Annotated in this window: 20 protein-coding genes; 14 read left to right on the top strand and 6 right to left on the bottom strand. The window is 63.0% G+C overall.

Annotated features, from left to right (window positions below):
* The first annotated feature begins 9 nt into the window (after positions 1–9).
* Positions 10–1,287: a hypothetical protein gene (locus JJ896_03320; protein ID MBO6778664.1), complete on the top strand. Its 1,278-nt coding sequence runs from the start codon at positions 10–12 to the stop codon at positions 1,285–1,287.
* On the opposite strand, the gene JJ896_03315 is transcribed toward JJ896_03320, so the two are convergent.
* Positions 1,280–1,942, bottom strand: coding sequence for a TetR/AcrR family transcriptional regulator C-terminal domain-containing protein (locus tag JJ896_03315; protein MBO6778663.1), 663 nt, complete (start codon positions 1,940–1,942; stop codon positions 1,280–1,282). The two genes, JJ896_03320 and JJ896_03315, sit on opposite strands and share 8 nt — an antisense overlap.
* Complete coding sequence (locus JJ896_03310; protein ID MBO6778662.1) at positions 1,939–2,955, bottom strand: NAD(P)-dependent alcohol dehydrogenase; 1,017 nt, start codon at positions 2,953–2,955, stop codon at positions 1,939–1,941. The genes JJ896_03315 and JJ896_03310 overlap by 4 nt, the downstream gene beginning before the upstream one ends.
* A gap of 114 nt (positions 2,956–3,069) precedes the next feature.
* Here JJ896_03310 and JJ896_03305 point away from each other — a divergent pair, with 114 nt between their 5' ends.
* Positions 3,070–4,314, top strand: coding sequence for an ATP-binding protein (locus tag JJ896_03305; protein MBO6778661.1), 1,245 nt, complete (start codon positions 3,070–3,072; stop codon positions 4,312–4,314).
* 3 nt (positions 4,315–4,317) lie between these two features.
* On the opposite strand, the gene JJ896_03300 is transcribed toward JJ896_03305, so the two are convergent.
* The gene (locus JJ896_03300; protein MBO6778660.1) at positions 4,318–4,608 is read right to left on the bottom strand and encodes an N-acetyltransferase; all 291 of its coding nucleotides are present in this window, start codon (positions 4,606–4,608) and stop codon (positions 4,318–4,320) included.
* Between the two features lie 201 nt (positions 4,609–4,809).
* Between JJ896_03300 and JJ896_03295 the strand changes: the two genes are divergently transcribed.
* From JJ896_03295 to JJ896_03265, 7 genes are all read left to right on the top strand, one after another.
* Positions 4,810–6,606: a hypothetical protein gene (locus JJ896_03295; protein MBO6778659.1), complete on the top strand. Its 1,797-nt coding sequence runs from the start codon at positions 4,810–4,812 to the stop codon at positions 6,604–6,606.
* A gap of 123 nt (positions 6,607–6,729) precedes the next feature.
* Positions 6,730–8,226: an NADP-dependent isocitrate dehydrogenase gene (locus JJ896_03290; protein MBO6778658.1), complete on the top strand. Its 1,497-nt coding sequence runs from the start codon at positions 6,730–6,732 to the stop codon at positions 8,224–8,226.
* An 11-nt stretch (positions 8,227–8,237) separates the two neighbouring features.
* Positions 8,238–9,140 carry a homocysteine S-methyltransferase gene (gene mmuM / locus JJ896_03285; protein MBO6778657.1) on the top strand — a complete coding sequence of 301 codons (903 nt, stop codon included), beginning with the start codon at positions 8,238–8,240 and terminating at the stop codon, positions 9,138–9,140.
* 73 nt (positions 9,141–9,213) lie between these two features.
* Entirely contained in the window at positions 9,214–10,524 is a 1,311-nt protein-coding gene (locus JJ896_03280; GenBank protein ID MBO6778656.1) for a T9SS type A sorting domain-containing protein, read from the top strand.
* A gap of 15 nt (positions 10,525–10,539) precedes the next feature.
* Positions 10,540–11,673 (top strand): serine hydrolase, encoded by a 1,134-nt coding sequence (locus JJ896_03275; GenBank protein ID MBO6778655.1) that lies wholly within the window; start codon positions 10,540–10,542, stop codon positions 11,671–11,673.
* Between the two features lie 108 nt (positions 11,674–11,781).
* Positions 11,782–12,012 (top strand): hypothetical protein, encoded by a 231-nt coding sequence (locus tag JJ896_03270; protein MBO6778654.1) that lies wholly within the window; start codon positions 11,782–11,784, stop codon positions 12,010–12,012.
* A complete protein-coding gene (locus JJ896_03265; GenBank protein ID MBO6778653.1) occupies positions 12,012–12,281 on the top strand; it encodes a type II toxin-antitoxin system RelE/ParE family toxin in 270 nt (89 codons plus the stop codon). Before JJ896_03270 ends, JJ896_03265 begins: the two co-directional genes overlap by 1 nt.
* Before the next feature lie 10 nt (positions 12,282–12,291).
* On the opposite strand, the gene JJ896_03260 is transcribed toward JJ896_03265, so the two are convergent.
* The gene (locus JJ896_03260) at positions 12,292–14,526 is read right to left on the bottom strand and encodes a S9 family peptidase (GenBank protein MBO6778652.1); all 2,235 of its coding nucleotides are present in this window, start codon (positions 14,524–14,526) and stop codon (positions 12,292–12,294) included.
* Between the two features lie 171 nt (positions 14,527–14,697).
* Here JJ896_03260 and JJ896_03255 point away from each other — a divergent pair, with 171 nt between their 5' ends.
* The 3 genes from JJ896_03255 (at position 14,698) to JJ896_03245 (ending at position 18,612) form a co-directional block, all read left to right on the top strand.
* Positions 14,698–16,482 (top strand): T9SS type A sorting domain-containing protein, encoded by a 1,785-nt coding sequence (locus JJ896_03255; protein ID MBO6778651.1) that lies wholly within the window; start codon positions 14,698–14,700, stop codon positions 16,480–16,482.
* Between the two features lie 488 nt (positions 16,483–16,970).
* Complete coding sequence (locus tag JJ896_03250) at positions 16,971–17,891, top strand: SDR family oxidoreductase (protein ID MBO6778650.1); 921 nt, start codon at positions 16,971–16,973, stop codon at positions 17,889–17,891.
* A 79-nt stretch (positions 17,892–17,970) separates the two neighbouring features.
* Complete coding sequence (locus tag JJ896_03245) at positions 17,971–18,612, top strand: tellurite resistance TerB family protein (GenBank protein ID MBO6778649.1); 642 nt, start codon at positions 17,971–17,973, stop codon at positions 18,610–18,612.
* Here JJ896_03245 and JJ896_03240 read toward each other — a convergent pair whose 3' ends face one another.
* Positions 18,613–20,532, bottom strand: coding sequence for a cation:proton antiporter (locus tag JJ896_03240; GenBank protein MBO6778648.1), 1,920 nt, complete (start codon positions 20,530–20,532; stop codon positions 18,613–18,615).
* A gap of 185 nt (positions 20,533–20,717) precedes the next feature.
* Here JJ896_03240 and JJ896_03235 point away from each other — a divergent pair, with 185 nt between their 5' ends.
* Positions 20,718–22,877, top strand: a complete 2,160-nt coding sequence (locus JJ896_03235; GenBank protein MBO6778647.1) for a TonB-dependent receptor — start codon at positions 20,718–20,720, stop codon at positions 22,875–22,877.
* A 65-nt stretch (positions 22,878–22,942) separates the two neighbouring features.
* On the top strand, positions 22,943–23,269 hold the full coding sequence (locus JJ896_03230) for a hypothetical protein (GenBank protein ID MBO6778646.1): 327 nt from the start codon (positions 22,943–22,945) through the stop codon (positions 23,267–23,269).
* Between the two features lie 22 nt (positions 23,270–23,291).
* Here the strand turns inward: JJ896_03230 and JJ896_03225 are convergent, their stop codons facing one another.
* Positions 23,292–25,730 (bottom strand): TonB-dependent receptor, encoded by a 2,439-nt coding sequence (locus JJ896_03225; GenBank protein MBO6778645.1) that lies wholly within the window; start codon positions 25,728–25,730, stop codon positions 23,292–23,294.
* Between the last annotated feature and the right edge of the window lie 19 nt (positions 25,731–25,749).

Here is a 25,749-nt window from a genome sequence, read left to right as displayed (position 1 = left end):
CATAGAGCTATGAAGAACCTGACACAGGGCACGCTTGCCGTTTTCATTCTGGTGCTCGTCCAGGTGGACGCCACACAGGCTCAGCAAACGGTGGGGCCATATGCATTCACACCCAATACTCAGGCTGCCAAGTTTCGCGGGCAGGCGACGATTTCAGGTGTTGCCGCCAAGGCTGAAGACGTGATCGCGGCGGTGGATGAAGGTGGAAACGTCGCGGGTGCTGCATACATCAAGGTAAACGCCGGGGTCGGGTACATAGACCTCACCATTTACGGCGACGAGCCGAGAACTTCGGCGGATGAGGGCATGGATGGCTCGGAGACCTTCACTCTCAGACTCTATGACACATCGGAAGGTGTTGAGTACGAGTCTGCACAGGCGTTCTCGGGTTGGACCAACACGAATGGACAGCCTTTGTCTGACTATGCTGAAATCACGACGATCTATGACTTCGTGACGCGTGTCGCGGCCGCACCGGAAACGGTAGCCGCAACGCCCACCCAACCGTCCAGCGAGGTGACCTCTCTCTTTTCCGACGCCTATGCGGATGTGACGGTCGACTCGTGGTCGGCCGAGTGGGACCAGGCCGATGTTGAGGACATCGAGATTGCAGGAAATGCGCTGAAGAAGTACACGAACCTTAACTACGCGGGTATCGAGTTCACGTCGTCCCCAATTGACGCGTCCGGTCACACGCATTTCCGGCTTGACCTATGGACACCCGACGAGGTCACCGCAGGCACGGTCAGGGTGAAGCTGGTAGACTTTGGTGCCAATGGGGTATTTGACGGAGGAGACGATACCGAGCACGAGCTGACTTTCGATGCCTCGTCCGGATTGGCTGCGCGTTCGTGGGTATCAATCGACATTGCTCTCTCAAGTTTTGCCGGGCTGGCGTCTCGCGAGAACCTGGCACAGTTGATTATTTCTGGAGACCCGGGTACGGTTTACCTGGACAATGTCCTGTTCTACGGTGTGGCCTCCGGAACGGGGACGGGTGTCGATGATCAGCTCGATCGCCCCGCAGCGTTTCGACTATCCCCTAGCTACCCGAACCCGTTCAACCCCCAGACCACGATTCCCTACTATGTTGATCGAGCGACCAAGGTCAATCTGTCCGTGTATGACCAGCTAGGGCGCCGGGTCGCCACGCTCGTGGACGGCTCCGTCGGGCCGGGTCACCATGAGGTACTATTCATCGCGGGCGGACTTCCAAGCGGCACGTACTATAGCGTATTGCGTGCGGCAGGCAGCCTCACAACGAGGGCTCTGACGCTGATCAAATAGCGCGGCCCCCCTCCGAACCGTCCAGCAACCTCTCCAACCCATCCAGCACCAGCTGCAGGCCGAGTTCAAAGTCACGTCGGCCGTGATGCCGGCGCTCCGCGACGGCCCGGGTCATTTCGGTCAGATGCGGCAGCGCCTGGGTTTCGAGCATTGGCAGGTAGGCCGCGGCGGTCTCCGCGTAGGCATCTTCTTCGATGGGAAAGTCCAGTTCCTGCAACACGAATCCGTAGACGTAGCTGTCCAGAATTCCCCACGCCTGATCTACAAGGTCGATGGAAAATCCGCCGGCCCGGAGTGCACCGATGGTACCGTCAACATAGCGCAGCATATTCGGACCTGTGTTGACGCGCGACATGAGCAGGCCGGCGAGCCAGCGGTGGGCGAGCAGCACCGCACGGGCGCTTCGACATCGCAGTTCCATGGCGGATCGCCATCCCGACATGGTAGAAGGAACGGCAATCTCTCCGACAGTCAGGTCTACGATGCCGTCCAGGACGGCATCCTTGTTGGCGACATGGTTGTACAGCGACATCGCCTCCACACCAAGCTCCTTGCCCAGGCGACGCATGGTTAGTGCGTCGAGTCCGTGCTCGTCGGCAACGCGGACGGCCGCGCGCAGCACGCGGTCCCTGGTGAGCGGAGTTCTCCGGCTCATGCGGCGGACCGCACGCTGATCACGCGTTTGCCGCGGGCTCCGCCACTGGCCTGATCGGCCAGGGCCCGAGGCGCCTGCTCGAGGTCGTACGTCTCCTGGAGCACCGGGCGCAGTGTGCCCTGTTCGACACGCCTTGCCAGTTCCTCAAGCTTCTCCGCGCCGGGCATGGTGATAAAGCTGATGATTTTGGCGCTCTTGCCGAGATTGCCCATCGCCGCCGTCAGCATGCGCGGGATCGGCCCCAGCCAGTCGCCCAGGTTGCCGGCGCTCACAGCCACCCATCGGCCGCCCGGCCGGAGCATGCGGCGCGCGGTTCCAAGAGGGAGTCGGCCGGCGGTGTCGATGACCACATCGTAAGCAGCCACCGTCGAGGAGAAGTCCTCCTTTCTGTAGTCGAACGCATGGGCAGCACCGAGTTCGCGTGCCAGCGGTGCGTTGCGTTCGCTGGAGACGGCGTGCACCTCCGCGCCCTCGGCTACAGCGATCTGCAGTGCGAAGTGGCCTACACCTCCTGTCGCGCCGATGACCAGAACGCGATCGCCCGCGGTGACCTGGCCGTGCTCTTTGACGGCTGCCAGCGCGGTCATGCCCGATGTCGGAATCGCGCCAGCCTGCTCGAAGGTCAGCCCTTTGGGCATCCTGGCCAGCAGGTCCTGAGAACCCACCACGTAGTCGGCGAATGCGCCACGCTCGAGTTCGCCGTAGACCTCATCGCCCTTCTTGAACCGGGTTACGCCTTCGCCAACCGCATCCACCACGCCGCTGACATCGAGTCCGGGGCGACCATACTTGGGGGCCAACACGCCGTATCCGAACAGGCGAATGAGATAGGGGCGGCCGGTCATCATGTGCACATCGCCAGCCGCGACGGACGAGGCGTGCACGCGCACACGCACTTCTCCAGGTCCGGGTTCGGGAATGGGCTGTGTGGTACTGAGGGAGAGCGTGTCCGGGCCTCCGTATTCCCGTTGGATGACGGCCCGCATGGTGGTCGGCGTGAGGGGTGCGTTCATGACTGCCCAGTGGTTGTTGTGGAGGGTTTCTGAGCAGACTTACGATGTAAGTTTGGAAGAGTTGCGTAGATAGGCCACGGTCAAGCCTTACCGAAGAGCTATTCATTCGCATGAATGATTATCATTCATGGCGTGAATAATCCTCATGACCTGATATCTCGCCACCTGACCTCGGTCCTGGACCGGCACCTCAGATCAATGCCGGTTGTGGTTATGACCGGGGCACGTCAAACCGGAAAAAGCACGCTTGCCCAGTTCCTGTTGCACCAGGACCGGATCTACCACACACTCGACGACCTCGACGCGCTGGAACTCGTTGGATCGAACCCGGGAGGGCTCATAGGAGACCGCCCTGTTACGATCGATGAGGTTCAGCGTATGCCGGAGCTGCTGCTGTCGGTGAAGCGTAGTGTAGACGCGGATCGAGTAGCCGGACGTTTCCTTCTCACGGGCTCGGCCAATCTGCTCTTGATGCAGCGTGTGTCAGAACCCCTTGCCGGCAGGGCGAGCTATCTGACGCTGCGGCCATGTACCAGGGGAGAGCTGTCGGGGCTGCCCCCAAGCTTGTGGACGCAACTCCAACAAGTGGAAGACAGGGAGTGGCAAGCGGTCATCCAGGATTCCGCTCGGCCCGCTGCGCGTTGGGCAGCCGTAGCCCGGCGCGGGGGCTTCCCTACGCCCGCTCTTGGGTCTGAGGAGCATGGCGCCGCATCACCCTGGTACCAGGGCTACATACGTACCTACCTGGAGCGGGACCTGCAGGACTTGTCGTCCATCTCATCACTCGTCGACTTCCGGCGCCTCATGCGCCTGGTCGCTGCGCGGACGGGACAGATCCAGAATCAAAGCAATCTGGCACGGGATCTGGGCATGGCGCAGCCGACTGTGCATCGATATCTGAACCTACTGGAAACCAGCTACATGCTGGTCAGGCTCCCCGCGTACACTGCCAATCGAGGAAAGCGACTCATCAAGTCGCCGCGCATCTACTGGGGAGATACGGGTCTCGGCTTGCATATGTCTGGCTCCCCGGACCCCACCGGTGCCCACCTCGAGAACCTGATCCTCCTGGACCTCCTCACCAGTCAGGACTGCTACAATCAGATCAACCAGCTGTACTACTGGAGGACCACGACCGGCCAGGAAGTGGACTTCGTAATCGAAGGCTTAGACGGCAGGCTGATGCCCATAGAGGTTAAGGCCACGGCAAAACCGCGGCTGGGGCATTGCAGGGGATTGAACGCGTTTCTGGATGAGTACGGAAAGCTCTGCCGGTCAGCCCTCCTGCTTCACGCCGGCTCGGAGACGCGTTGGCTGACGCCCCGAATACTCGCTACTCCGTGGTGGGCCGTGGCGTAACAGTCAGCGTCCTTCCACCAGGTCCGCGTACTCCGGATTCCGATCGATCCACTGCGCCACATACCAGCACTGGGGCCGGACCTTGAGACCCTCCTCCCGTGCCCAGTCCAGCGCTGTCTTCACCAGCCGGCCGGCAATCCCCTTCCCCCGGAACGCGTAGGGCACGAGTGTATGGTGGAATGACACCCTGTCTCCCGCGCGGATGTAGTCGGCGATGGCCACGGGGCCGCCGAGGTCGATTTCGAAGCGGGTTTTGGCCGTGTTGTGGTGGACTTCGAGTTCAGCTAGATCCATACGATTGACTGCGGGTAGATCGACACGATCGGGGAAGCGTTCCGGACAATGCAACGATTTCATTCCGACGATTGCAACGCTTTCGTTCCGACGATTGCAATCAACGCACTGCGAAACCACCGTGCCCCGGCCTTCCGACAAGCGGCGTATCCCCAACGGACCAGAGCAGTAGAAGTTGGAGCAACTTATCCCTCCAGCTGCATGCCCAAGTCGTTACTGCTCCTGATTCTGGCTGCGTTTCTGCACTCCCCTGCCGTCGCTCAAAGCGTGACAGTCCACATTCTTGCGGAAGTGCCCATCGGCGCCCGGCTGGAACTCAGGGGAGATACGGCCCCCTTGTCCTGGGATGCTGGCCTTCCCATGCAGGCTGTCGGCGGCACGCACATCCTTGCCCTGGAGTTCGAGGACGGGGTCGAGTCGGTCCAGTACAAGGCGGTCCTGATCCGAGACGACGGCTCGGTTGAGTGGGAGCCAGGCGACAACCGGCTGCTGCTGCCGGGCCTCATGGATGAGGACCGCCGGGTGTTTGGCGCTGCGCAAACGGGTCTGCCCGAAATCCGCCTTTCGCTGGATGCGCTGCAGGAGGACGCGGCCGTGCTGTGGAGCACACTGAACGCAATTCACCCGGGCCTTTTGCTGCACAATACCCCCGAGCAATCCGCTCGCATACAGACGGAGCTGCGCGAGGAACTCAGCCGACTGGCGACTGAATTTCAGGACGGCGTGCCGCTGTCCAGGGCCTATCTGACCATCGCCAAATCCGTGGCCGCGATCCGGGACGGCCATACACAGGTGTCGATGTACAACCAGGGTGGCTACCTGAGCAGCCTGTTCTATTCGACTCCGGACAGGGTGCCTTTCACATTTCGCATCGTGCAAGGCCGCATGATTGTAACAGGGGACGCCACACCCGGCAACGTGCTTCCCAGGGGGACGGAGGTGCTGGCCCTCGACGGCCGGCCCGTATCGACCGTGCTGGAGGCGCTCCGCCGCTACGCCTCGGCCGACGGGAGCAATGACGCCAAGCGCATCGAGCAATTGGAGGTCTCGGCAATGCCCGCGCCTGCCCAGCGGTTCGATGTGATCTACAGTCTGTTGTTCGAGCCGGAAGGTCCGCTGGCATTGACCGTGCGGAGACCGGGACAGGCGGAAGCCGCTCTCGAGGTGAACAGAATGACCGCCGCCGATCGACGCGCCGTCCTGCAGCAAAGAGATCCGTCGCTTCCCAAGACTCGGGACGACCTGCTTCGAAGCTACTGGTTGGATGACGGTACTGCGGTGGTCTATGTCGGCTCCTTTGCCACGTTCAACATGAGCATCGACTTCAACGGCTGGGTGTCGAACGCCTTTCGTGAGATCAACGCACGTGGAGCGGAACGTTTGATTCTGGATCTGCGCGATGTGGCAGGCGGCATGGACAATGCGGCCGCCTATCTCCTGCGCCACGTGCTGCAGTCTCCGGTAACTCTGGAGCGGTGGCAGGGCGTCACGGCCTACCAGGTGCTTCCGGCCGAGCTGCGGCCGTACGTCCGGTCGTGGAACAACGATTTTCATGACCTGACCGGCAGGGTGACACAGGACACGGACGGCACGTATCGCTTGCCTGCCAACCCGCCTGTGACGCTGCGTCCCGCGCCCGACGCGTTCGTGGGGGAGGTCGCCATCCTCGTGGACGCCACAGCCTCATCGGCCACCTTCTATCAGGCCAACTATATCAAGGAAAACCAGATCGCACCCCTGGTGGGGCAGACCACGGGAGGCAGTCTCAAGGGCCTCAACGGAGGCCAGATGGTCTTTCTGACGCTGCCAAACACCGGCATCGTCGTGGACGTGCCCCTCTATGGATCCAGGCCGGCGGTTTCCGGACCTGACCGCGGCGTTGAGCCCGACCTCCTGGTCCCTGAAGACGCCGAGACAGTGATTGCGGGCCGGGACCCGGAGCTGGAGGCGGCAATTCGACTGCTGAAGGAGCGCTCCGGGGCCAGAGGTGGCAACTAGGACTCCGAGCCGCAACGGTTCAGTCAAGAACGGCTCAATAGCGGTCCGGGCGATAGTCCCCGGGGAACCACCGCCGCGCCAGAGGGGTCGGGGGTGGACTCTGATCAGCCACCCGAGATTTCCATGTCGTCGTCGCTCGCCAATCCTGTTTCCGAAACCGAATCCAACGGCCGTCCGGTGGATACTGGCGTCACCGTAGCCGCCGGAGACGGCATCGGCCCGGAGATCATGGACGCCACGCTGCGTGTGCTGGACGCGGTCAGGGCACCCCTGCGTTACGAGACCATCGAGGTCGGCAAGAAGGTGTTTGAGGCCGGCCACACCAGCGGCATCAAGCCCGAGGCGTGGGATACCATCCGTCGCAACCCGGTCTTCCTCAAGGCGCCGATCACGACCCCGCTGGGCGGCGGTTACAAGAGCCTCAATGTCACCATCCGTAAGACGCTGAGTCTTTTCGCCAACGTGCGGCCGACCAAGTCCTATGCGCCCTATGTGGCGTCGCCGCATCCGGGCATGGACCTCGTCATCATCCGCGAGAACGAGGAAGATCTCTACGCGGGCATCGAGCATCAGCAGACGCCCGAGGTCACCCAAGTACTGAAGCTGATCACGCGGCCGGGCACGGAGCGCATCGTTCGTTATGCGTTCGAATACGCCCGCGCGTATGGGCGCGAGAAGGTCACTTGCATGACCAAGAACAACATCATGAAACACACCGATGGGCTCTTCCAGCGGGTGTTTGCGGAGATCGCTGAGGAGTATCCGGATATTGAGAGCGAGCACCAGATCATCGACATCGGGGCGGCGCGCGTGGCGGCCATGCCGGAGCAGTTTGATGTGATCGTGACGGCCAACCTGTACGGGGACATCCTGTCCGATATCGCCTCCCAGGTTGCCGGTTCAGTTGGCCTGGCGGGCTCTTCCAACGTGGGCGAGACCGTCGCCATGTTCGAGGCCGTGCACGGCTCGGCTCCAGACATCGCCGGAAAGGATGTGGCGAACCCGTCGGGCCTGCTGTTCGGCGCGGTGCAGATGCTGGTTCATCTCGGCCACTCGGACCTCGCCGAGGTCATCAACAACGCCTGGCTGACCACCATTGAGCAGGGCATCCACACGCCCGACATCTACCGCGAGGGTGTCAGCAAGCGCGACGTGGGCACGCAGTCTTTCACAGATGCCGTCATTGCAAATCTGGGCGAGAAGCCCAAAAAACTGCGTTCGGCGAGCTACAAGAAGGGTGGCATCAAGGTGCGTCTGTCGGAGACGCCGAAGCAGAACAAGGAGCTCAAGGGCATCGACGTTTTCCTGGATTGGGCAGACGCCGACCGCAATCCCGACGTGCTGGGCGAGGGCCTGGAAGCCGCGGTCAAGGACGCCGGCTGGAAGCTCAAGATGATCACCAACCGGGGCGTTAAGGTGTATCCGGATGGCATGCCGGAGACGTTCTGGACGGATCACTGGCGATGCCGTTTTCTGCCGACAACCGCCGACACAGTCACGTTTGACGAGGTGCTGACGCTGCTCAGCGCCGTGCACGCGGGAGGCTTCGACGTCATCAAGACGGAGCACCTCTACACGTTCGACGGCGAGCGCGCCTACTCGCTGGGACAGGGGGAATAACACCGGCCGATGTGAGCAACCCGCTCCAACCGTTTCTGGATGCCCAGGGCTTTGTCGTGCTCGACGGAGGCCTGGGCACGAGCCTGGAGGCGGAGGGCGTGGACATCAACGACCCGCTGTGGTCGGCGAAGGTGCTGCTGGGAGACATGGCGCCGCTGCGGCGGGTGCATGAGCAGTTCCTGGAGGCCGGCGCGGACGTCATCGGCACATGCACGTATCAGGCCACTGTGCCGGGGCTGGTTCGGGCCGGGCTTTCGGAGGCGGAGGCCCGCCGCGTCATGGGCGATGCGGTCTCGCTGGCCCTGGAGGTTCGGGATGGGTTCACGGCGCGCAGGGCGCTCGTAGCAGCCAGCATTGGGCCGTATGGTGCGTTTCTCTCGGATGGATCTGAGTACACCGGCGCGTACGGTCTGACCGCCGGCGAGCTCAAGTCATTCCACCAGGAGCGGGTTCAGATTCTGGCTGAGTCTGGAGCCGACCTGCTCGCGTTTGAGACCATTCCGTCTCTCGCGGAAACGCAGGCGTTGCTCGATCTTCTGGACGAGTCGCCGGGAGTCTGGGCGTGGATCAGCTTCAGCGTCAGGGACGCCGAGCACCTTGCGGACGGCACGCCGCTGGCAGAGGCCGTTGGCGCTGTGCACGAGCACCGGCGCATTGCCGCCATCGGGGCCAACTGCTTCGCGCCGTCCCTTGCGGTGCCTCTGGCCGAGCAGCTCGCTGGGTTAGTCGACCTGCCCATCGTCCTCTACCCGAACTCAGGAGAGCGCTATGATGCCCGGTCCAAGTCGTGGTCGGGTGCTGGAGCGGGCATCGGGCCCGCCATGCTGCGCCAGGCAGGAGCCAATTGTATCGGAGGCTGCTGCAGGACCACGTATGGCGATATCAGACGACTGCGAGAGTCGCTTTTGCCCTAGTGGGCGCCCGGACGGAAGCAGGGAGATTGCGAGCGGGGAGTGACACTCGACCTTGAGGGATAGATTTGAGCGCATGAAGGTCCGCCGATTGATACCTCGCCTGCTCGGGATAGCACTACTACTCTTTAGCGCGAGACTCTCGAGTGCGCAGTACACCGAGCGCATCGACGACTCCTACACGGACGGTGTGCTGTCCTCCAGGTCGCGCACCACCCTGCAAGGCGATGCGAGTAATGGCTCACGTGTCGCGACCTTCTACGATTGGGTGGACAACGACTGGTGGCCGGTGAATCGCAACCACTCCCACTTCGGCGATGACGGCCTGATCGCCGCGACGGTGCACACGTACTGGACGGGAAGCGAATGGAAGATCACGAGGCGGTATTCCTACGAGTATGATGCCGAGGGTCGCCGAGTCTCCCAAACCGCCGAATCCTGGAACGGCACCGCGTACGACAAGCTCTACCGGGAGCTGTCCGCTTACGACGCGGAGGGCCGTCCGATCGAGTACGCACGCGAGTACTGGATCGATGGCGGCTGGCAGTTTGGTGTATGCCCGTTTTGCCGGCACCACCTCCCCAGCTCACGCTCTACGGTGGCCTATGCCGCCAATACGCGGGAGTACCTCTGGTTGACCTGGAACGCCGGCTGGGACCCCGTTCGCAGGGAGGTCCGTGAGTACAACGACTCAGGACAACAGCTGACCTGGCTTCGCCAGGACTGGGCGGACGGAGCGTGGCAAAACCGGCGATGGGAAACCTTCAACGAAACGGGCACCGGGGTCACTGAGTCGGAACACATCTGGCACGACTGGACCGACGGAACGTGGGTGCCCACCCGGCGGCAGCTGACGACGCGCGACGCTGACGGGCAATGGCTGGGCTCCGTCACGCAGTCTCGTGTGGATTCGGATTGGTTGAACGTCAGTCGGATTGTCAACACATATGGCCTGTGGGGCCAGGATAGACAGGAAGTCCAGCGATGGCAGTCGGGCGGGTGGGGCACGACGTCACGCGTCAACTGGACCTACGATGGCGAGGGCTTGCTGATCGAACAAAAGTCGGGATCGTGGACGGGTTCGGTGTGGCAGCTGACCCGCGTGACCACCTACGGGTATGGCGCCGTGGTCTCGGTAGAGCCCTCTCCTGAGCATGCCCGCGGCCTCGAGCTCTTTCCCAACCCGGTCGCCGCTGGCGAGGCTCTTCACATCCAGTTGCCGGAATCGGCGGAGGTGCACCTTTTCGACGTCACCGGCCGGCTGGTTCGCACGGGCATCGGGGACACGCAAAGGCTATCAACCTCCGGCCTCACCCCGGGACTGTACTTTGTGCGGGTGCAACTGAACCACCGCGTCGAGACACGACCTGTGACGATTGTGCGATAGGCCCTCAGCCACGCCATGCGAATCTGCCTCCTTCTGGCCGCGCTCCTCGCGGCGGCTGCCCCCGCCATCTCCCAGCCCTGGCCGGCCGGCACGCCCGCTTCGGAAGGGCTGGACCCCATCGCCCTCGAAACCCTGGACCTCCGCATCAAAGCGGGAGACTTCGGCTTCGTCAACCGCGTGGTGGTAATGCGAAACGGCCTGTTGGTCTTCAATGCCACGTACCCGCAGGACTTCGAAGCGATCAGTGCGGGCCGCGAGAACGCCATCGGCTGTGGATATGGGTGCCAGGACCCGTCCTGGGACCACCAGTTCAACTACCTGCATCCGGACTGGCATCCGTTTCATCAGGGCACGGACGTGCACACGCTGCAGTCCGTGACCAAGTCCGTCGCGGCCACGGTGCTGGCCACGGCCATGCACAATGGTGCGATCGGCTCAGTGGATGAACCGCTGCTCGCCTACCTCACGGCGTACGACCTGACCGGCCTCGATCCCCGCCTGCAGGACGCCACGCTCGAGGACCTGCTCACCATGCGCACCGGTATCGAGTGGCACGAAACAGATCGCCCGATGGACATGACCAATACGACCATCGCTCTGGAGCGGGCGGATGACTGGGTGCGCTTCACGCTGGCGCAGCCGATGGACGCGGCTCCGGGGGAGAAGTGGGTTTACAATTCAGGCGGCAGTCACCTGATGGCGGCCATCGTGCAGCAGGCCACTGGCCAGCGCATGGACGCCTATGCGGAGGAGCACCTGTTCGGGCCGCTGGGCATTGAGGACTACCACTGGAAGATCACGCCGGCCGGGCTTCCGGACGCGCTCGGTGGGCTCTATTTGGAGGCCATCGACCTCGCGAAAATCGGCATGCTGTATCTGCGCGACGGGGTCTGGGAGGGGCAACGTTTGCTGCCGGAAGGCTGGGTCCAGGAGGCTACCTCAAAGCACGTCGAGAGTCCCGGGTACGGCTACCAGTGGTGGCGCCCCGATCCCGGCGGAGTTGAAGTCTGGGCGGGGCAGGGCTTTGGAGACCAGTACCTGCTGGTGCTGCCCGACTACGACACGGTCGCGGTGATCAACAGCTGGAATCTGCTGGCCGGACGGCGGGCGAATCTGCGGAATGCGCTGGTGGGGGTGCTGGCGAACTAGCCAGCGAAGAGGCCCCGACCTGTTGTCACCGCTCGCGAGCCGTGTGAGCCCGACGGAACCGGTCAACGGACCCGTTCGTTCGCATTGACGTTACAACGTTATGACGTCATGTCCAAAGACAAGAGAGTCACAGTCTATTTCGATCCGGAAGTACACCGTGTACTCCGACTGAAAGCCGTCGAAACTCAGCGCTCCGTTTCGGACCTCGTCGACGAAGCCCTGCGCGAGTACCTGCGCGAGGACGCCGAGGATCTGGCTGCGCTCCGGGATCGCGTCAGCGAGCCGACGATCCCATACGAAGCCCTGCTGGAGCAGATGAGGTCAGCCGGCGAGATCTAGTGGCCGAGCGTCGCGTCTACAGGATCGAGATCACGGCCAAGGCGGCCCGGGAGATTCGTGCCCTGCCAACCAAGCATGACCGGGCGCTCGTCATGCGACGCATACAGGCGCTGGCCCACGACCCGAGACCGCCCGGATGCAGGAAACTTGTCGGGCATCAGGCCTGGCGGGTTCGGCAGGGACGCTACCGAATCCTCTACACCGTAGATGACGACGTGGTGTCGATCGTCATCATCAGGGTCGGCCCCCGAAAATACGTGTACCGCTGACAGGCCGTCCCTAAGACCCAGACGTAGCAGGCTCCGGCTCCACCTCCTCTTCCGCGCCGGCCTCCTCCTCCAGCGTCTCCAGCACCATCTCCCACTCGAACTTCTCGCCGATCCCGCGCACGTAGTAGTCCATCCAGGCCATCTCGCTCACCGACTTCACCAGTCGATTACGTGCGTCCGGAATGCCGTGGCTGCGGCCGGGATACATGAAGAGCTCCGTCGGCACACCGAGCTTCTTCAGCGCCATGTGCAGCTCCACCGACTGTGGGCTCGGCACGCGCGGGTCACCCTCGACCACGTGTACCATGGTCGGCGTCTTCGCATTGGCGATGTACTTGAGCGGGCTCTGATCCCAGTACGGTTCAAAGTTCTCGTACAGGAAATCGTCCCCGATGTAGAACCGCCGGTTCCGCTGCACATCACTCTGGGCGTACATCGAAATCCAGTTCATGGTGCCGGCCCCCGATGAGATGGCCTTGAACCGGTCCGTCTGCGTTAGAATCCAGTTGGACCAGTGACCTCCAGCACTCCACCCGAACGCACCCATGCGGTCCCCATCGACAATCCCCTCATCGATCAGGTGGTCCACACCTGACATGATGTCCTCGTACCCCATCGTGAAGTAGTCCCCCACGATGTCCGTGCGATGGGCATTGCCGTAGTTCCGAGAACCGCGATAGTTCGGCTGGAAATGCACATATCCAGCACCGGCGTACACGTTGGCGTTGTTGTCGAACCGGAGCAGGTCCGCCGAGGCAGGGCCGCCATGAATGTCGACCACGAGCGGATACCGCGTGCCCTCCTGGTAGCCCACCGGATACGTGAGCACGCCGCCCACCGTCTTGCCGTCCGATGAGGTCCACTCCACTTCCACCATGTGTCCCCGGGCGATGTGGTCCAGCTGCGGGTTGGGTTCCACGAGCTGAATCCAGGTGTCCTGGTTCGTGATGTCGTCCAGGGACGCGACCGTGAACGGCCCCGAGGGAGTCTCCGGGTCGGCGTAGTTCAGCATCAGCCGCCCCGAGTCTTCATCCCGCGAGGTGAAGAGCGATCCCCGCACGTTGGTGACCTGCTGCACGCGGCCAGTCGCGATGTCGATGGCGTGCAGCTGGTTCGTCACCTTGACACCCGCCGTGAAGTACATTGTCGATCCGTCTTCTGACCAGAATCCGCCGCGCACGCTGTTGTCGAAGTCGCTTCCGAGCTTGCGGAACGCGCCTCCCGCATCGCCCACTTCACGCACGTACAGCCGGTTTTCGGTCATGGTGTAGCGCGTCAGGTCATCGGGTGCGCTGAAGGCCACCCAGCGGCCGTCCGGGGAGAACATCAGCCCGCTCTCGGACACCTCGAAGTTGTCGGTGAGGCGCTCCACGTTGCCCGTGGCAACCTCCATCAGCCACGCGTCGGCGTACAGAAACTGACCTGTGATATTGCGTTCGTAGCGCTCAAGCGAGCCGCCCCGAATGCCAATCCAGGCCCCGTCATCAGAGAGCGTGAAGCCTTCCACGCTATACTCGCCATTCCGGCCGGCCAGGTGGGTGGCACTGCCGGACAGATCCACGGACCACAGGCTGGATGCGGGTGTCACCTGATTCCGGACGTCGACCGTGAACCCCATTTTCCGGCGTTTGCGGTCAGCATCGTCGACCTCGTCATCCCGGATGAAATAGATGCGGTCAGACGAGGGGGCCCACTCCCAGCTGCCGGCGGGGGCCTCTCCGTCCGTAAGGGCGATGGGCTCTTCTGTGGTCAAGCCGGCCGTCGGCAGCACATGGATCTGCCGCGATTCGGCTTCCCCCGCGCGGAAGGCGAGCCACATACCGTCCGGGCTGAAGGCGTAGTCGGACACGCCGCCCTCGACCTCAGTGAATCGCTGTCCCTCACCACCCGCAAGGCGAAGCAGGAAGAGCTGTCGACCGGAGTCTTCGCGGTCGGACAGGAATAGCACGCCGGTGCCGTCTGGTGTCCAGCCGGGGGAGGTTTCGTCGTGCTCGGTCGTGAAGGTGAGCTGCCGATCCGACTGCACGCCCTCGGCCATCGAGACCAGGTGGACGTCAGTTTGTCGCTCGTCCTCCTTCCAGTTCGGGGTGGACAACGTGTACAACATCCAGGCGCCATCCGGTGACGGCGTGAACGAGCCAGCGCGCTTCAGCTCCTGCACGTCCATGAACGTCATGGCGCGCTGCTGCGCGGTCGCGGCGAAGGTTACCGAAGCGAGGAGGACGAGAGGGAGGAAGCGGCGCATGGCAGTCAGGGGTGTGGATCCCCACAATTACGTGGCGCGCGCGGGATGGGGCAAGGCTTGGGGGTACCTCCCTACCTTCCGTGTAAGCAAGTCGACCGGCCCCAACAATTCCGGCCGGCCAACGCCTCTCCCCTCGGGCGCTGAGAGTTCAACCTAATTCTACTATCAGCCATGCGCCTGTCTACCGTACTGAGCCTGCTGCTGGTCGCCCTGTTACTGGCGCCCGCGGAGGCCGTCGCACAACGCATCCACGCCGACCTGGAAACCTCCAGCGATCCGGCATTCACGGAGCTGACCCGCTCCTTCACGGCTGCCGACACCATATATATCCGCGTGATCACGCAGAACGCCGATGCGGTCGCGCTCGCCCTCGCCCCGCGTGGCGCCGGCGACGCCATTTCACTCACCCCGGAGGTGGCGGACGGTCGGTTCGCAGCCCGGATTCCTGCCTCCGAACTCACTCGATCATCGCATTGGCTGGTGATCGCTGAGGTTACGACCGGGGACCGTACACGCCGACTGACCCAGCCCATCCGCATCGGGGACCGCGGTGACGGAAATGATCGCCGTTTGGTCGAGATCACCGGTGCGATTGAGGCCGTTTCAGACTCCTCGATCACGGTAGACGGCACCGAGATCCTGGTGACCGATTCGACCCGCATTCATGCCAATCGGAATACGCCCGTGACCTTGGCAGACCTTGTACCGGGGCTGTTCGTGCAGGTCATTGCGACGCCCGGGCGGGACGATGTGCTCATCGCCCTCCGAATCCGGGTGCGCGAGTACGACCCGGATCACGTGACGGTCTCCGGTCGCATTGAGGCCCTCGGACCAGATGCCCGCACGCTTACGGTGGCATCGATGGTGTTTCAGGTCACAGACGACACGGAGATATTCACGCGCTCCGGCGAATCCATGACGTACGCAGATCTGCAGGTCGGCATGCCGGTGCGGGTCCATGGCGTCGTGCGTGACGATGCGCTCGTTGCGACTGAGATCCGGGTGCACGACTCCATATCGGTGCGAGGTCGCCTGATGGCTGGCGTCACGGAAGGGGACGGATTCAGCGTGGCCGGAGTCACCTTCATCATCGATGATCGCACCCGTGTCCAGAATCAGGATGCGCTTCCGGCGCCGGGCACCCGGGTTGTCGTGGGTTTCCGCTACAGTCCAGACGGCGGGCTACACGCGGAGCACATCCGCATCCTGGACCAGAATGATGCCCGCGATACCCTGATCGGCACTGTGCTCATCGACGGGGACGCGCTGTTCGTGTCTGGTATCCGCGTCGGACTGACCGATTCCACCCAGTTCCTGAATGGCGAAGGCCAGCCCATTACCATCGAGAGCCGCATGCGCGTGCGGGTGCTGGGCGACTTCAGTCAGGGCGTCGTGGCATCTGTGATCCAGGCGCGTGCCGAGAGTGACGTCACCGGCCGGGTTACCTCCCGTCTGGGCGATGCGCTCACAATAGCCGGCGCGGTCGTCACCCTGACGGAGACCACGTCGGTTCTCAACGCTGACGGGCGGCCAGTAGAGGCTTCGGAGGCGCAGCCAGGCCAGTTGCTCGAAATCGTGGCCTCAAGCGGAGACTCGGGTCTGGAGGCGGAGATCGTGACCATTCTGGAGTCTGCCGACTTCTCGACGTCGACCGAGCCCTCCGCGGAGTCACTGCCCGAGCGATTCACCTTGAAAGGCAACTATCCGAACCCGTTCAACCCGACCACGACCATTGCGTTTGAATTGGCGGAAACCACGGATGTCCGGCTGGAGATCTTCGATGTGATGGGTCGCCGTGTGGCCATGCTGGCATCCGGCGTGCTGCCGGCCGGCAGCCATCAGGCCTCGTGGAACGGACGGGCGATGTCCGGGGAGCCGGTCACGAGCGGCATGTATCTCTACCGCCTTTCGGTGGGCGATGTGGCCCAGACTCGATCCATGCTTCTGCTGAAGTAGGGCTCGCCGGCCGTCAAATGAGGGGGTCGCTCCGCGCCAAGGGCCGGGGCGGCCCCTTCTCATTGGTGTCGAGTGGAATTCAGCCGGCCGATTCCACACGGGGAATGTTTGCCGCGCGGGGGCGTGTCGAATCGGGGCCCGTATTCCACTCCGCAGCGGCAATTTTCGGGGGTTCTGTGGAAAACGGCCCTCGTATTCCGTTTCGGGCGGTGCCAGGGCGCGCTTGGCGGCGTTTTGGCCCGCCCGGCGCCGCGGCCGTCACCGCCACGCCCACGGCAGGCGCCGAGCCAGGCGCCGCGCCGCGGCCTTCACCGCCGCCGCGCCCCGGCCAACGCCGCGTCCCGGCCAGCGCCGCGCCAGGCCCCCGACGCCACGCCAGGCCCCCGACGCCGCGCCAGCCCCCAACGCCGCGCCAGCCCCCAGCGCCCCCCCACAAGCGCCGCCCCGCTCCGGGCCGTACCATTGCCCCGAAATCAAACCCCATCGTGATGCGCACGACCATTCTCTGCCTCGCCTTCCTCTTCGTGCTCACCCCCGCTCAGGCTCAGCAGACGGTGCTTGTTACCGGCGCCAGCTCCGGCATCGGCCTTCGCATGACGGAAGTGCTCTCCGAGAACGGCTTCCACGTCTACGCCGGCGCGCGCAAACAGGAGGACCTGGACCGTCTCGATGCGATGGAGAACGTCACGGCCATCCGATTGGACGTGACGATCCAGGAGGACATCGATGCTGCGGCTGATCGTGTGCGTGCGGAGGGGCGAGGCCTGTTCGGGTTGATCAACAATGCGGGGGTGGCCGTGGTCGGCCCACTTATCGAGATGCCCGAGGAAGACCTGGACTTCCAGCTGGACGTCAACGTCTTCGGGCCCTACCGCGTCACACAGGCCTTCGGTGACCTCATCATCGAAAGCGAGGGGCGCATCATGAACACGTCCTCCATTTCCGGCATTCTGTCGGGAGGTTTCCTGGGCGCGTACAGCATGAGCAAGCACGCGGTCGAGGCCTACACGGACGCCCTGGCCGCAGAGATGGGCGTGTTCGGCGTGTCCGTCGCTGCCGTGGAGCCGGGCAACTACAAGTCTCGCATCATCCAAACCATGGTTGAGCGCATGGAAGCCGCGGGCTACACAGCGGAGAACTCGCGCTACGACCGTTCGATGTACGAGGTCTTCGGCGGCCCCAGGGATCGCTCCAACTTTCAGGAGCCCGATGACGTGGCGCTCGCCGCGCTGGACTTCATGACGTCCGACACGCCCCAGAGACGGTATATGGTGGTGCCCAACCAGCGAGAGGCGCAGATCACCATCATGCAGATCATGCGGGAGATGGTTCAGCTGAACGAGAACCATCAGTTCTCCTATTCACGGGACGAACTGGTGGAAATGCTGGACGGGCTCCTCGGCAACTGACCTTCTTGAATCCGGGCTTCATAATGCAACCCCGGCGCCCGCCGTCGTAGGCAGAATTACCTCACCTGACTCGACTGCGATGGACGTCAAACTGCTGCTGGATCAATTCCTTGGAGAGGGGGCTTCGACCCCCGGAACGGACACCAACCGGGCCGCAAAACGCGGTGCAGCCGGCGGATTGGCCGTGGGCGGTATGCTGGGGTTGATGATGGGCAGCAAAAAAGTGCGCAAGAAGGCGCGCAAGGCCGCCAAGTATGGCGGAGCGGCGGCGTTGGGCGCATTGGCGTATCGTGCCTACCAGAATTACCAGACCGACCAGTCGGCGCCCCACATTCCGGAGGACCGGTTCCTGCCGTCAGCCGCTCCTTCTGCGGACGGGCAGCCCTTCGAACTCGCACTGGTTCTGGCGATGATCTCTGCGGCGAATGCGGACGGCCACATCGGGCCGGACGAGCAGCGCGTGATATTCGAGCGCGTCGGAGAGTCGGACCTGGAAGCTCTGGAAAAAGGCTTCGTGTTCGATGCGCTCTCAGACCCGCCGGGGCTGAACGATGTGGCCGCGCTGGCAACGGGTGTAGAGCAGGCCACCGAGCTCTACATGGTGTCTCGAATGGCCATAGACGTGGATCACCCGGCAGAGGTGGCTTATCTCGAGGCCCTTGCGGCCCGTCTGCAACTGCCTCGCGAGCTGGTCAACCAGATTGACCAGGAAGTCGGCTAATCAATAGCCGAGTCGCAGAGTCACGGCGTCGAGGCTTTCCCGACTGCCGAGCAGCGTGATTTCGTCCCGCAGCTTCAGCACGGTCGTGCCATGTGGTACGAGCGAAGCACGGTTGCGACGGATTCCCAGCAGAAGCACATCGCCCGGGAGACGCAGGTCGCGCACTTCAACCCCGCTCATTTCCTCGTGGCTGAGGGTGATCTGGATGACCTCCCGGTCGTCGCCCTGGTGGAGGAGCAGAGCGGCCGTCTGGGGCGCGCGCACGGCCTGATCAATAAGGCTGACCAGGGCAGAGGTCGCATCGACCACGAGCACGCCCATCTCCCGGAAGGGGCCCATGTTCTTCATGTCCTGCAGCCGAACGACCATGCGGTCGACGCCATACCGCTCAAACGCCTGGGTGCAGGCCTCCAGGTTGGCTTCGTCGCTGCGCAGCATGGCTACGAGCGAGTCGGTGTCGCCCGACAGCAGCTGACTCAGTGCATTCGGGTCGTCCTCGTCGAGCACATGGCCCGTGAGGCCGGAGCCCTCCAGGCGCTTGATCTGGGCCGGGTCGGGATCGGCCAGTGCCACCTGCCAGCCTTCCTCCTGGAGCTGTCGCGCGAGGGCGATGGACTGGCTTTCAATCCCGAGGATGAGCACATCCCGAACCTCATCTGGTGTGCCGTCCTCGGGCAGGTTGGTTTCCCCGACGCGCTTCAGCGCGGCTTTCAGGAAGAGCGGCCCGAAGATCTCGTTCAGGACCACAACCGAGATAATGAGGGTGGCGAACGCGTCTCCCAGCGCCGGGAACTGCACGGCCACCTCGCGGGCGAGGCCCAGCGCAATGCCGGCCTGCGTGATGAACGCCATCCACGAGATCCTGCGGTGCTGCGGCGAGACACCGGCCAGCGCGCCGCCTGCGAATGAGCCGATGAAGATGCCGAGCCCTCGCACAACAAACAGGGCACCTGCGACGGGCAGCACAGTGATCAGGATGTCCAGCTTCAGGGAGATCCCCGTGAGCGTAAAGAAGGCGACGTAGACGGCGGGGCCGATGGCATGCAACAGGTCGTCAAACTGCGCCCGGTGGGCCGTGTAGTTGGCGACCAGGAATCCCGCCACCAACGCAATCAGCAACGGCTCGATGTAGATCTCGAACGGCAGCTGGGCCGCGGAGAACTGCTTTACCTGACCGGCCAACAGAAAGATGCTCCAGCCGATCAGTACGACGAGGCCCTGTTTGAGCCAGATGTGCCACCTGGCGGCCAGTAGGGCCTGGAGAAGCTTGCCGACTATAAGCCCGATCCCGATAGCCAGCGTCAGGTCCAGCACGAGCACCCCGACGAAACCGATGCTGAAGGACACATCCAGGAGCAGTGCGCTTGCCACGGACGCGCTCACGGCAAACAGCACGATGATGGCGACGTCCATCAGCACCGTCACGCCCAACGTCGTGGAGGTGAAGGGTCCGCGGGCGCGCGCCTCCTTTATCACGGCGATCGTCGAGGGGGGGGAGAGGGCAAGCAGGACGGTGCTGCCCAACAGGGCGACGGCAAGACGGCTGGCCGGCTCCATTCCGCGGGTGAACGGAATGAACTCGGTGAGCACGTAAATGGCGACACCACCAAGCAGCAGCGCCACGACCAGGATGCCGCCGGTGGTCCAGAGAATGCTTCCGAGCCGGCTTCGGAGGTCTTTCAGGTAGAGCTCGCTGCCTGCAACGAACGCGATGACCGCCAGCGAAAGCTCGTCAATGAAGCGAAGGTCCTGAGCAGCGCCGGAAGGGATGAAATCCAGCCCGAATGACGCCACCAGCGCCCCGGCAAACAGGTATCCGGTGATGTACGGTAGGCGGATCCATGAGAAGAACTGCCCGATGCGGTGCGAAGCCAGGCAGATTACCACGAATCCGACCGTGTACAGAAGCGTCTGGACCATTCAGTGCCGGATGTGCAAGGGTGGGGGCGAGTCGGCAAAGATAGGATTCCCGCCTGTCTGCGCACGGCGTCTGCCCGCGCAGATAGGCCGAATACTTCCGTTGGGGGAACTCAGAGGGCGCGAGCGCGCTGGGAGGGGGCTGTCCATCGGGCCTCATGCCCGCCGACCACCCATCCCCACAACGCATGCGGCTCATTCTCGGAATAGTGCTCACTTTTGGCGTAGCGACCGCTTCGGCCCAAGACTTTCGGGCCCGGGTGACCGATGCCCACGACGGGTCGCCGCTGGCCGGCGTGAACGTGACGCTGGAGGGCACCACCACGGGAGCAGCCACGGATGTGGACGGCCTCGTGTCGATTGCCGGGATCCCGGCAGGCCCGGGCGTGCTCGTGTTCTCGTACGTCGGATTCGAAACCCTTCGCCTGCCGCTCACTTTTCCGTTGGCGGACCCCGCCAGGGTGTTTGAGGTCAGCCTCGAGGAGGACCATGAAGCGCTGGAGGCCATTTCGGTGAGCGCAACGCGAACGAGTCGCAGCATTGCCGACCAGGCCGTACGCGTGGAGACCATCGCAGGGGAGGAGATCGACGAGAAGATCTCCATGGAGCCCTCCAACATCTCCATGCTGCTCAACGAGTCGCCCGGCATCATGGTGCAGCAGACTTCTGCCGTGTCGGGGGGTGCCTCCATCCGGATTCAGGGTCTCGACGGACGCTACACGCAGATGCTGAAGGACGGATTTCCCGTCTATGGCGGGTTCTCCGGGGGGCTCTCGTTGCTGCAGGTCCCGCCCCTGGACCTCGCGCAGGTCGAGGTCATCAAAGGGCCATCATCGACACTTTATGGGGGCGATGCGATCGCAGGCCTCGTAAACCTGGTCTCGAAAGGTCCCGATGGAGAGCCTTCGCTGGATCTCCTCATCAATACAACCAGCGCCGGCGGTGTCGACGCGGGCGGCTTCTATCGGGCTCGCCGGAACCGCGCAGGTACGACCGTGCTGGTGTCGGCAAATCGGCAGCAGGCCTACGACCCAGACGACGACCAGTTTTCCAACCTGCCGGAGTCCCGGAGACTGACCATCAACCCCCGGCTGTTCTTCTATCCGTCTGAGCGCACGACGGCATCAGTCGGGCTTTCGGGCATCGTTGAGGAACGGAAAGGGGGCGACATGGCCTTGTTGACCGACGAACGATTCTCGGGCATCCCATTTCTCGAGCAAAACAACACGGCACGAATCACCAGCCAGTCAAGGATCGACCACCGCGCCGAGCGATACAGGCTGACCCTGAAGAACAGTGTGAGCCTGTTCGATCGGACTATCGAGGTGCCGGACTATCGATTCGAAGGACGCCAGATTGCTACTTACTCGGAGGCCTCCGTATTGGTGGACGGCACCCACCGAGATCTGGTGTTCGGCCTGGATCTTCGCACGGACTCGTTCCGAGAACGAGATGTGCCCATCGCTCGGAAACGGGACTACGCCCATGCGTCCCTGGGCGGCTTCGTGCAGGATACCTGGGATGTTTCGGGTCGGTTGGTCCTGGAGACAGGTCTCCGTGCCGATTGGCACGATGCCTTCGGCGCGTTCCTGCTGCCGAAGGTGTCGGCACTACTGCGCGCGACGCCGAACGTGAGCGCCCGCATCAGCGGTGGTCGCGGTTACAAGGCACCGACCATCTTCCTGAAGCCCTCTGAAGAGGTGGCGTTTCGGGACGTGGTCCCGCTGGACGATGAGGTGGTTGCCGAGCGTTCGAACGGCGGCAGTCTGGACGTCAATTACCGGGGCGTGGTCATGGAACGGCTGGCTGTGAGTCTGAACCAGGCTGTTCATTTCACGACGATCAATCACCCGCTGATTCCCCATCGCGACCAGGCCGGCTTGCGGTACACGAACGCCGAAGACCCGATCACGACCCGGGCATTCGAGACGAACATCAAGCTCTCCCTCGAACACCTGAAGCTCTTCCTCGGATACGTGCACCTGCGCGCCAGGGGACCGGATGCCGAGCGGCATCCGCTGACGCCCCGGCACAAGACGTACACCGTGCTCGTGTACGAAAAACACGGTCGGGGAAGAGTCGGATTGGAGGCGTACTACACCGGCCGCCAGCACCTCGCGGACGGAAGCTCGACGGACGGATTCCTGATCATGGGGCTGATGGGCGAGAGGCGGATAGGCCGCGCGCGGCTCTTTCTCAACCTCGAGAACTTCCTGGATACCAAGCAGAGCAACTACGCGCCGGTAGTTCGCGGCTCCAGAGAGAACCCGCTATTTGCGGAGATCTGGGCGCCGATGGACGGGTTCGTCATAAACGGCGGGGTCAAGCTGGCGGTCTTGGGGAGGTAGGAGCCGCCGGCGCAACCGCTACTTGGCTGTGTCGTAGTCCCCAAAGACACCATGAGGACGCTCCCATGCCATTTTGGCTCCAGATAATTGTAGTTGCATCCACCCTGGCCGGCCTTGGCATTGCCGGCCTTGCGGTGTGGGCCGGTCTGCGCGGATGGGCAGGGGCCCGCGACGCCGAGGTTGATGCGGTGACGGCCGAATTGAAGGAGGTCGTGCAGCACCAGGCGGTGGCACTAGCCGCAGCGGAACGACGCATTCAAAACCTGGAGGCGATCGTGACCAGCCAGGAGTGGGATTCTCTCCAGGAGGGCAAGCCCCTGATTGAACTTGAAGATGCCGAACCCGCGGACGCCGAACGTGCCGGGCAGATAGCGCGCGGCTTGAAGGTCTGACGTCCCCGGGTTCAGCCAACGGCTAGTTGATTCCCATGTCCCCCATGCCCTCGTCACCGCGCTGTGCGTTGCGACGCTGCTGCTTGGGCGCCTGACCAAAGTTGTACGTGAAGGTGAGGGTGGCACGGCGGGACTCCCAGTTGCGCTCGCCGAGTTGGTAGAAGGTCGGCGAGTCCAGCTCAAACGTGAAGCCCATCTGATTCAGCGGGTCGCTGACGCGCAGGCTCAGGGAAGCCTTGTCGTTCAGCAGCTTCTGCCGCAGTGACAGGTTGGCCACCTGGAAGGAAGCAATTCGACCCTGCGCCACCTCACGCGGTGCGCGATAGAACCAGAAGGCCTGCATGTCGAGTCCTTCCCGGACATTCCAGGAGAGATTGGCCCGAGTAGACCACGTCAGATCTGAAGAGGCAAGGTCATCTCCCAGGCTGGAGGCGTCGGTGACCACCCGGTAGGCATTGAACGACGCGAATCCGCTGAACTTGCGGCCGAACCGCAGACTGCCGACCAACTCGGCGCCGTAGGAGTCGCTCTGGTCAAAGTTGCGCCACGTCGTGGTGGACGTGCCGTCCTGGCTCACGGTCTTGAAGCGCTCCATTTCATCAACCGTGCGACGGAAGTAGGGCGAAAGGCTGAGAGAGCCTTTGCGCGAGAACTGCTGCAGGCTGAGTTCGAAGGCGTGCGTGTATTGCGGCTTCAGAAAGGGGTTGCCCACGAAAAGGTTCTGAGGATCGGAGAACGTGGTGAACGGGTTCAGCATGCTGGTGCGTGGCCGGTTCACACGCTTGCTGTAGCTCAGTTTGACCTGTCGGGTGAACGAAGGCTTCCAGGAGACAATGCCGCTGGGGAAGACCGAGCGGTAGTTGTTGTTGAACGTCTCCCCCGTGGTGGCCAGGTCAAAGTCGGTCAGCACCTGCTCCACACGAACGCCCCCCTGCACATCGAAAATGCCGATCGATCCACTCAGCAGTCCGTACGCAGCATGGACCTGCTCCTGGTAGTCAAAGGTGTTGTTGCGGGTGACGTCTGCTGCGAAAGCTCCTGAAGCGTTCAGAAACTCCGAGAACAGCGTGTTGTCCATCGCAGACAACGTGCCGCGATAGCCCGTTTCCAGCTTCAGGCCACCCACCGGCTTGATCACATCGAGCTGGCCGGTCCACTCGTTCTCCGCAATGTCCAGGGACTCGCGGCTGCGATCCCGGATGCCCAGCATGGATCCGTCATTGATCCCCAGGCTCTGCTCCTCAAACGCGTCCAGGTTGGTATTGGTGGAACGATTGAAACGCAGCTCTGCCGTGACCTCATTCTGATTGGCCTCGAGAACGCGTCGGAAGGCGCTCGAGAAATCCATGTTGGAGCCGTCCCCGTTGCCGAACGTCAGGCGGTCATATCGTCCGGTGGGACTCGCGGTCTGTGCGAGTTCCAGGTACTGGTTGGCGTTGTTGCTGGAGCCGGAGCGCGTGCTCAAGAGCGCTGAACCGGATAGCGTGGTTTGCCCGTCGATGGCGTAGTCCGCATTAACATTGCCGACGTGGCTGCGCGACTCGCGACCTCCGAACGAGTTCTGCTCGAGGAACGTGAGCGGATCCAGGAACCGGTTCTCCCGGAACGTGAACCCACTGGAATTGCGCTCGGAGGAGCGGAATCCGTAGTTCGAGAATACGGTCAGCTTACCCTTCTGAAGGTTCAGGTTTCCGGAGGCATTGTACTCTCCCGTCGACCCGGCGCCGAGGGTCACACCGCCGGATGTGCCGAGCTTCGAGCCTTCCTTCAGCACGATATTGAGCATGCCCGCCATGCCCTCGGGATCAAATTTGGCGGAGGGGTTCGGAATCACCTCGATGCGGTCAATCATCTCCGCCGACAATTGCTGGAGGAAAGCAGTGAGCGCATCGCCCCTTGCCGGAGCCGGCCGGCCGTTGATCAGGATACCCACGTTCTGATTGCCCCGAAGCGAAATGTTGCCATCGATATCAACCTCAACAGACGGGATGTTTTGTAGGAGGTCCGTCGCATTTCCGCCGGCCGCCGATATCTGATCCTTGGTGTTGTAGACGGTGCGGTCAATCTCGAAGGCTACCTCGGCGCGCTCGGCTGTCACTTCCACGCCTTCCAGCTCGGCCGAGTCAGGCTGCAATCGAATCTGGTTAAGGGAAATCTTGCGTGAGGTCGTCGAAATCTCGAACGCCTCGGACCGGAACGGCGCATAGCCGACAAACGAGGCCTCCAAATAGTAGGACCCGGGGTCGAGCGGAGAGACCTCGAAGGCGCCGCTTTCGTCAGCAATGGCACCGGTCACAAGTGTCGAATCTGGAAGCGCCCAGATGGCGACGGTGGCGGTGGCGAGTGGCGTGCCGGTGTCTGCGCCAACGACCCGGCCCTCGATGGTACCAATGTTTGAGAGCGGATCTGCGGACGATGAGATGGCTGCCAGCAGGCCGACAAGGAGTGTGAAAGACTTCATGGGGACGATGCAACTAGTT

It is taken from the genome of Rhodothermales bacterium (assembly GCA_017643395.1).
Lineage (GTDB): Bacteria > Bacteroidota > Rhodothermia > Rhodothermales > UBA10348 > JABDJZ01.
The sequence above is the reverse complement of the archived record's forward strand: the minus strand, read 5'-3'. Positions and strand labels throughout refer to the sequence as shown.